The sequence below is a fragment of the Streptomyces sp. NPDC048507 genome (genome assembly GCF_043199995.1).
GTDB lineage: Bacteria > Actinomycetota > Actinomycetes > Streptomycetales > Streptomycetaceae > Streptomyces.
The window spans coordinates 448,523-455,053 of the sequence record NZ_JBICWZ010000007.1 but is presented as its reverse complement, the minus strand read 5'-3'; the positions used below and the strand labels follow the sequence as shown (position 1 = coordinate 455,053).

General features: G+C 69.9%; 8 protein-coding genes. 6 read left to right on the top strand and 2 right to left on the bottom strand.

What is annotated here, in order from left to right:
• Positions 1–214: 214 nt before the first annotated feature.
• The 4 genes from lipB (at position 215) to ACGFXC_RS22305 (ending at position 3,184) form a co-directional block, all read left to right on the top strand.
• Positions 215–1,012: a lipoyl(octanoyl) transferase LipB gene (lipB, locus tag ACGFXC_RS22320; protein ID WP_393715292.1), complete on the top strand. Its 798-nt coding sequence runs from the start codon at positions 215–217 to the stop codon at positions 1,010–1,012.
• Between the two features lie 110 nt (positions 1,013–1,122).
• Complete coding sequence (gene lipA / locus ACGFXC_RS22315) at positions 1,123–2,070, top strand: lipoyl synthase (protein ID WP_393715291.1); 948 nt, start codon at positions 1,123–1,125, stop codon at positions 2,068–2,070.
• Positions 2,071–2,280: 210 nt separating this feature from the next.
• On the top strand, positions 2,281–2,478 hold the full coding sequence (locus ACGFXC_RS22310) for a hypothetical protein (RefSeq protein WP_214937012.1): 198 nt from the start codon (positions 2,281–2,283) through the stop codon (positions 2,476–2,478).
• A 10-nt stretch (positions 2,479–2,488) separates the two neighbouring features.
• Entirely contained in the window at positions 2,489–3,184 is a 696-nt protein-coding gene (locus ACGFXC_RS22305; RefSeq protein ID WP_393715289.1) for a DUF4191 domain-containing protein, read from the top strand.
• Between the two features lie 90 nt (positions 3,185–3,274).
• Here ACGFXC_RS22305 and ACGFXC_RS22300 read toward each other — a convergent pair whose 3' ends face one another.
• Positions 3,275–3,742 (bottom strand): RDD family protein, encoded by a 468-nt coding sequence (locus ACGFXC_RS22300; RefSeq protein WP_393715288.1) that lies wholly within the window; start codon positions 3,740–3,742, stop codon positions 3,275–3,277.
• 185 nt (positions 3,743–3,927) lie between these two features.
• Between ACGFXC_RS22300 and glnA the strand changes: the two genes are divergently transcribed.
• Positions 3,928–5,337, top strand: a complete 1,410-nt coding sequence (gene glnA / locus ACGFXC_RS22295; protein ID WP_393715286.1) for a type I glutamate--ammonia ligase — start codon at positions 3,928–3,930, stop codon at positions 5,335–5,337.
• A 160-nt stretch (positions 5,338–5,497) separates the two neighbouring features.
• The gene (locus ACGFXC_RS22290; protein ID WP_393715284.1) at positions 5,498–5,794 is read left to right on the top strand and encodes a hypothetical protein; all 297 of its coding nucleotides are present in this window, start codon (positions 5,498–5,500) and stop codon (positions 5,792–5,794) included.
• A gap of 39 nt (positions 5,795–5,833) precedes the next feature.
• Here the strand turns inward: ACGFXC_RS22290 and ACGFXC_RS22285 are convergent, their stop codons facing one another.
• Positions 5,834–6,487, bottom strand: coding sequence for a TetR/AcrR family transcriptional regulator (locus ACGFXC_RS22285; protein WP_393715282.1), 654 nt, complete (start codon positions 6,485–6,487; stop codon positions 5,834–5,836).
• Between the last annotated feature and the right edge of the window lie 44 nt (positions 6,488–6,531).

Below are 6,531 nucleotides of genomic sequence, written 5' to 3'. Positions count from 1 at the left end.
AAACCCCACCCCCGCGCCCCCCCCGGGCGCCCCGGGCCCCCCCCCGCCCCCGCCCCCCCCGCCGGGGCCCCCCCGCCCCCCCCGCCCGGCGGGGGGGCCCCGGGCCCCCCCGGGGGCGACGGGGGGCTGAGGGGGCCCGCGCGCACCGCCGTACCCTTGGCTGGTGCGGATGGGTGCACACGGCACACAGCAGGTTCAACGAGGAGGCGCCGCGGTGACTGAGCTTCGGTTTGTCCATCTGGGCTTCGGGCCGGAATCCGTCGAGTACACCGAGGCCTGGGAAGAGCAGCGGCGCGTCCACGCCGCGCGCTTCGCGGACGAGACCGGGGACACCTGCCTGCTCCTGGAGCACCCGCCGGTCTACACCGCCGGCCGGCGCACCGACCCGAGCGAGCGCCCGCTGGACGGCACCCCGGTCATCGACGTGGACCGCGGCGGCAAGATCACCTGGCACGGCCCGGGCCAGCTGGTCGGCTACCCGATCATGAAGCTGCCCCGGCCCGTCGACGTGGTGGCCCACGTGCGGCGCCTGGAGGACGCCCTGATCCGCACCGCCGCCGAGTTCGGCCTGGAGACCACCCGGATCGAGGGCCGCTCGGGCGTCTGGGTGCTGGGCGACCCGGTCGAGGAGCGCCCCGCGCTGGGCGGCCTCTCCCTCGACTTCGACCCGCGGACCGGCGACGACGAGTTCGACGCCCGGCTCAACGGTCCCGAGTACGCCCCGTCCAACGCGGGCCAGCGCCGCGAGGACCGCAAGCTGGCCGCCATCGGCATCCGCGTCGCCAAGGGCGTCACGATGCACGGTTTCGCGATCAACGTGAACCCGGACAGCACCTGGTTCGACCGGATCATCCCCTGCGGGATCCGGGACGCCGGTGTGACCTCCCTCTCGTACGAACTGGGCCGCGAGGTCACCATCGCCGAGGTGCTGCCGGTCATCGAGCGGCACCTGAGGGACGTGCTGGAGCACGCCGACCCGAAGCCGCGGCAGATCGAGCCCGCGGCCGGCTGAGGCCGCGGGGAATGCGTCCGGCGGCCCCCTGGTTGGCCGGACGTAAGAGCGTACGAATTACGGGCGTACCCTGGTGGGCGCCGAAGAATCGAAGTCACAGGGAGCCGGTCGTGTCCGCAGTCGCACCCGACGGACGCAAGATGCTGCGCCTGGAGGTCCGTAACGCCCAGACGCCCATCGAGCGCAAGCCCGAGTGGATCAAGACCCGGGCGAAGATGGGACCCGAGTACACCAAGATGCAGGCCCTGGTGAAGGGCGAAGGACTGCACACGGTGTGCCAGGAGGCGGGCTGTCCGAACATCTACGAATGCTGGGAGGACCGCGAGGCCACCTTCCTCATCGGCGGCGACCAGTGCACCCGGCGCTGTGACTTCTGCCAGATCGACACGGGCAAGCCCGAGGCCCTGGACCGTGACGAGCCCCGCCGCGTCGGCGAGTCCGTCGTCACGATGGACCTGAACTACGCCACGATCACCGGCGTCGCCCGCGACGACCTGGCCGACGGCGGCGCCTGGCTGTACGCGGAGACCGTCCGCCAGATCCACCAGCAGACGGCGGCCCGCGAGGGCGGCCACACCAAGGTCGAGCTGCTGGCCCCGGACTTCAACGCGGTCCCGGAGCTGCTGGAGGAGGTCTTCGCCTCGCGGCCCGAGGTCTTCGCGCACAACGTCGAGACGGTGCCCCGCATCTTCAAGCGGATCCGCCCCGGCTTCCGCTACGAGCGCTCCCTCGACGTGATCCGGCAGGCCCGCGCCTACGGCCTCGTCACCAAGTCCAACCTGATCCTGGGCATGGGCGAGGAGCGCGAGGAGGTCTCGCAGGCGCTGAAGGAGCTGCACGAGGCCGGCTGCGAGCTCATCACCATCACCCAGTACCTGCGCCCCTCGCCGCGGCACCACCCCGTCGAGCGCTGGGTGAAGCCGGCCGAGTTCGTCGAGCTGGCGAAGGAGGCCGAGGAGATCGGCTTCTCCGGTGTGATGTCCGGGCCGCTGGTCCGTTCCTCCTACCGGGCGGGCCGGCTGTACGGCCAGGCGATGGAGAAGCGCGCGGCCGTGTGAGGTCCCGCACACATACCTACCAACCGGTAACACCGCGCTGACGCGGCCCCTAGGCTCTTTTCTGCACGGAGCCCGGCGGGCCGCGTCCGCGTTTGCAACACGTCAATCACATTTGACCGACCGGTCACGCCCTGGTAACACCAGTGAGTGACGCTGGAGCCACGCACCGCACACCCCATCGACGTGAGCACCGAGAGAGGGTCCTACATCATGCAGGCCGCGCCAGTCCGCGCCATCGCCATCCCGTCCTTCACCGACGCCTTCCGCGGCATCGAGTCGCTGCTCATGAGCGGTGCCCGCCGCAACGCCTGGACGGCGGTCCTGGAGGACCGGCGCAGGGCCAAGGACCGGGTCGAAACCGAGCACGTACTCGAGGCCGCGGCGACCCGGACCCCGCAGGCCACGTAAACTTCGGTTTATGGCGAGGAAGTCAAACGCAGAGACTGCTGCGAACCCCGGGCGACTGAAGCAGATCGCCCTGACGTACAAGATGACGCGCAAGGCCGACCCGAAGGTCGGTCTGATCGTCGCGGGCGTGGGAATCGTCACCTTCGGTGTCTTTCTTGCGATCGGCTTCCTGATCGGCCACCCGGTCTACCTGGGCATCCTGGGCTTCCTGGTGGCGTTCCTCGCGATGGCGATCGTCTTCGGGCGACGGGCCGAGCGGGCTGCCTTCGGGCAGATGGAGGGCCAGCCGGGCGCTGCCGCGGCCGTACTGGACAACGTGGGACGGGGCTGGTCCACCACCCCGGCCGTCGCGATGAACCGCAGCCAGGACATCGTCCACCGGGCGGTCGGCAAGGCGGGCGTGGTCCTGATCGCGGAGGGCAACCCGAACCGGGTCAAGACGCTGCTCGCGGCCGAGAAGAAGAAGCTGGCCCGGATCATGCCCGACATCCCGGTCCACGACTTCATCGTCGGCACCGGCGAGGGCGAGGTGCCCCTCAAGAAGGTGCGCACCACCCTGCTGAAGCTGCCGCGCGTGCTGTCCGGCCCGCAGATCACGCAGGTCAACGACAAGCTCCGGGCCATGGGCGACCTGATGAGCAACATGCCCGTGCCCAAGGGCCCGATGCCCAAGGGCATGCGGATGCCGCGCGGCGGAAAGCGCTGACCGCTCGTCCGTCTTCCGTATACACGACACAGGGGCGCCCCCGAAGCCATCCGGCCGGGGGCGCCCCTGTGTCGTAACGTGCGTGCGTGCTCAGATCCGGACCTGGACGGCGCCGGCCAGCCGGTCGTGCAGTCCGCGCCCGTCCCGGTCCCAGACCAGCGCCGGGATGACCAGGGCCAGCAGCAGCGTGCGGACGACGACCCGGCCGATGCCGAGGCGGCCGCCGTCCTGCCCGATCACCCGGAGGCCGAGGATCCGCTTGCCGGGGGTGAATCCCACGGTGCCCACGGTCAGCACGGCCAGGGCCACGAAGAGGGCCAGCGTCCAGTTGCCCGCGGAGGCGAGGTTTCCGTGCGTGATCAGTCCGTACGCGATCAGCTGGCAGCCGATCCAGTCGATCGCGACGGCCCCCAGCCGGCGCCCGAAACGGGCCACCGATCCGGGCCCCGACGGGGGCAGGCCCAGTCGCTGCCCCGGATGGCCGAAGTCGACGCCCATGTCCTCGGCGGCCGCGCGGGGCCCGCTCAGCCACGATCCGATTGCTTGCCTGTTGTCCACTCCACCACGGTACCGGTGGGCCTGGACGGGCCGTGGACGGGACCCTGGTTAACTTGTGCGAAACAAATGGGTCATGCTTGGGAAATCCCGTCTGCTTATGGTCGGGTCAGCGTGCGACACCGCACTGGCGCACCATGAGCTATAAAAACCCGCCCTGCCCCGGGGCCGGGAGTAGGAGGAGTTGGATGTTCCAGAACGCCGACGAAGTGAAGCAGTACATCGAGGAGAACGACGTCAAGTTCGTCGACGTCCGCTTCTGCGACCTGCCTGGTGTGATGCAGCACTTCACCATCCCGGGGCGCGCGTTCGACCCGAACGAGGAGCTCGCCTTCGACGGCTCCTCGATCCGCGGCTTCCAGGCGATCCACGAGTCCGACATGGCGCTGCGTGCCGACCTCAGCACCGCGCGCCTGGACCCGTTCCGCAAGGACAAGACGCTCAACATCAACTTCTTCATCCACGACCCGATCACGGGCGAGGCCTACAGCCGTGACCCGCGCAACATCGCGAAGAAGGCGGAGGCGTACCTGGCCTCCACCGGCATCGCCGACACGGCGTACTTCGGTCCCGAGGCCGAGTTCTACGTGTTCGACAGCGTGCGCTTCGCGACCACGGCGAACGAGAGCTTCTACCACATCGACTCCGAGGCCGGTGCCTGGAACACGGGCTCCGAGGAGAACAACCGCGGTTACAAGGTCCGCTACAAGGGCGGCTACTTCCCCGTCGCCCCGGTCGACCACTTCGCGGACCTGCGCGCCGAGATCTCCCTCGAACTGGACGCCCAGGGCCTCCAGGTCGAGCGCCAGCACCACGAGGTCGGCACCGGTGGCCAGGCCGAGATCAACTACAAGTTCAACACGCTGCTCGCCGCGGCCGACGACCTGATGCTCTTCAAGTACATCGTGAAGAACGTCGCCTGGCGCAACGGCAAGACCGCGACCTTCATGCCGAAGCCGATCTTCGGTGACAACGGCTCGGGCATGCACGTGCACCAGTCGCTGTGGGCGAACGGCGACCCGCTGTTCTACGACGAGGCCGGCTACGCGGGCCTGTCGGACACCGCCCGCTACTACATCGGCGGCATCCTCAAGCACGCCCCGTCGCTGCTGGCCTTCACCAACCCGACGGTGAACTCCTACCACCGCCTGGTGCCGGGCTTCGAGGCGCCGGTCAACATGGTGTACTCGCAGCGCAACCGCTCCGCCGCCATGCGCATCCCGATCACGGGCTCGAACCCGAAGGCCAAGCGCGTCGAGTTCCGCGCGCCGGACCCGTCCTCGAACCCGTACCTCGCCTTCGCGGCGCTGCTCCTCGCGGGTCTCGACGGCGTCAAGAACAAGATCGAGCCGATGGAGCCGATCGACAAGGACCTCTACGAGCTCTCGCCCGACGAGCACGCGAGCGTCCCGCAGGTCCCCACCAGCCTCGAGGACGTCCTCAAGGCCCTGGAGGACGACCACGAGTACCTCCTGGCCGGCGGTGTCTTCACCCCCGACCTCATCGAGACCTGGATCGACTACAAGCGCACGCACGAGATCGCCCCGATCGCGCAGCGTCCGCACCCGCACGAGTTCGAGCTCTACTTCGACCTCTAAAAAATCGGGGATCGTAGCTGGTCAAAGGCCCCCCACCGCTCTCCTGGAGAGCGGTGGGGGGCCTTTTGCCTTTGACAGTGCGGACGACCGGGGTGACGGTGGATAGGACCTAAACGCCGGATAAGCCGGGTAAGCGATACATGTTCGGAGGTGCATGGAAATGCGCCGTAGGATCATCGGAGTCGTCGTTGCCGGGGCCGCGGGGCTGACCCTCGGTCTGCTGCCGCTCACCAGTGCGTCCGCGCACGATCACGGCAGTGGCTGGGACCACCGGTCGGACTACTCCCACTCCCGCTGGGCGAACGACAGCTGGAACGACAGCTGGCACGGCAGCTGGAACAACAGCTGGAACGACGACGACTGCGGGAACGGGCACGGCAACTGGAACGACAACGACTGGGGCGGCTGGCACAACTCCAGCTGGCACCACGACGGTGACCGGGGAGGCTGGCGCTGACCCTGCCGGATCCCGGGCGATGCCCCTGCCGCGCTGATCTCAGCGCAGCAGGGGCATCGCCGCGGTGAGCTCGCGCAGGCAGCGCACCGCGAGGTCGGCGGGGGAGCCGGGGCCGGTGACCGGGGCGTCCCCGGCGGACCACACCTCCAGGGCCACGCGGATCGCGTCGGTGGCCGCCGCCGCGACCAGGCGTACGGACACCGGGTCCGCCGCCGGTCCGGCCAGCCGGGCCACCACGGGGACGAGGCGTTCCTCCGACTCCTGGTTCACCCGGTACCAGACGGCCCGCAGGGCCTCGTCGCCGGCCGCGGCGCGCAGCAGGCCGCGGGTGACCTCCAGCCCTTCCTCGACGGAGGGGGAGTCGCTCAGCGAGCGGGTCACCGCGCGTTCCAGGGACTCCGCGAGGGGGGTGGCGGGGTCCTCTTCGGCGAGCAGCGCGCGCCAGGCGTCGCCGCCGCCCGCGAGCAGCGGGGCCACGGCCTCCTGCTTGTTGCGGAAGTAGCGGTAGAAGGTGCGCAGCGCCACTCCTGCCCGGTGGGCGATGTCCTCGGCGGTGGTGCCGTCGGGGCCGTGCTGGGCGAAGAGTTCGCAGGCGGCGCGGGCGATGTCGAGCTGGGTGGCGGCCTTGCGGCGCTCCGTCAGCGACTGGGTTCCGGGGCCGCTCTGGGGGGAGTACGGACGGGGAGATCTCACGGGTGCAGCCTACCGTCCGGCAGGGAGACGGAATGCACAGGATG

Coding starts and splice junctions, on each gene's coding strand:
- ACGFXC_RS22305 (WP_393715289.1), top strand. CDS start 2,489: ATGGCGAGGAAGTCAAACGCAGAGACTGCTGCGAACCCCGGGCGACTG.
- glnA (WP_393715286.1), top strand. CDS start 3,928: ATGTTCCAGAACGCCGACGAAGTGAAGCAGTACATCGAGGAGAACGAC.
- ACGFXC_RS22310 (WP_214937012.1), top strand. CDS start 2,281: ATGCAGGCCGCGCCAGTCCGCGCCATCGCCATCCCGTCCTTCACCGAC.
- ACGFXC_RS22290 (WP_393715284.1), top strand. CDS start 5,498: ATGCGCCGTAGGATCATCGGAGTCGTCGTTGCCGGGGCCGCGGGGCTG.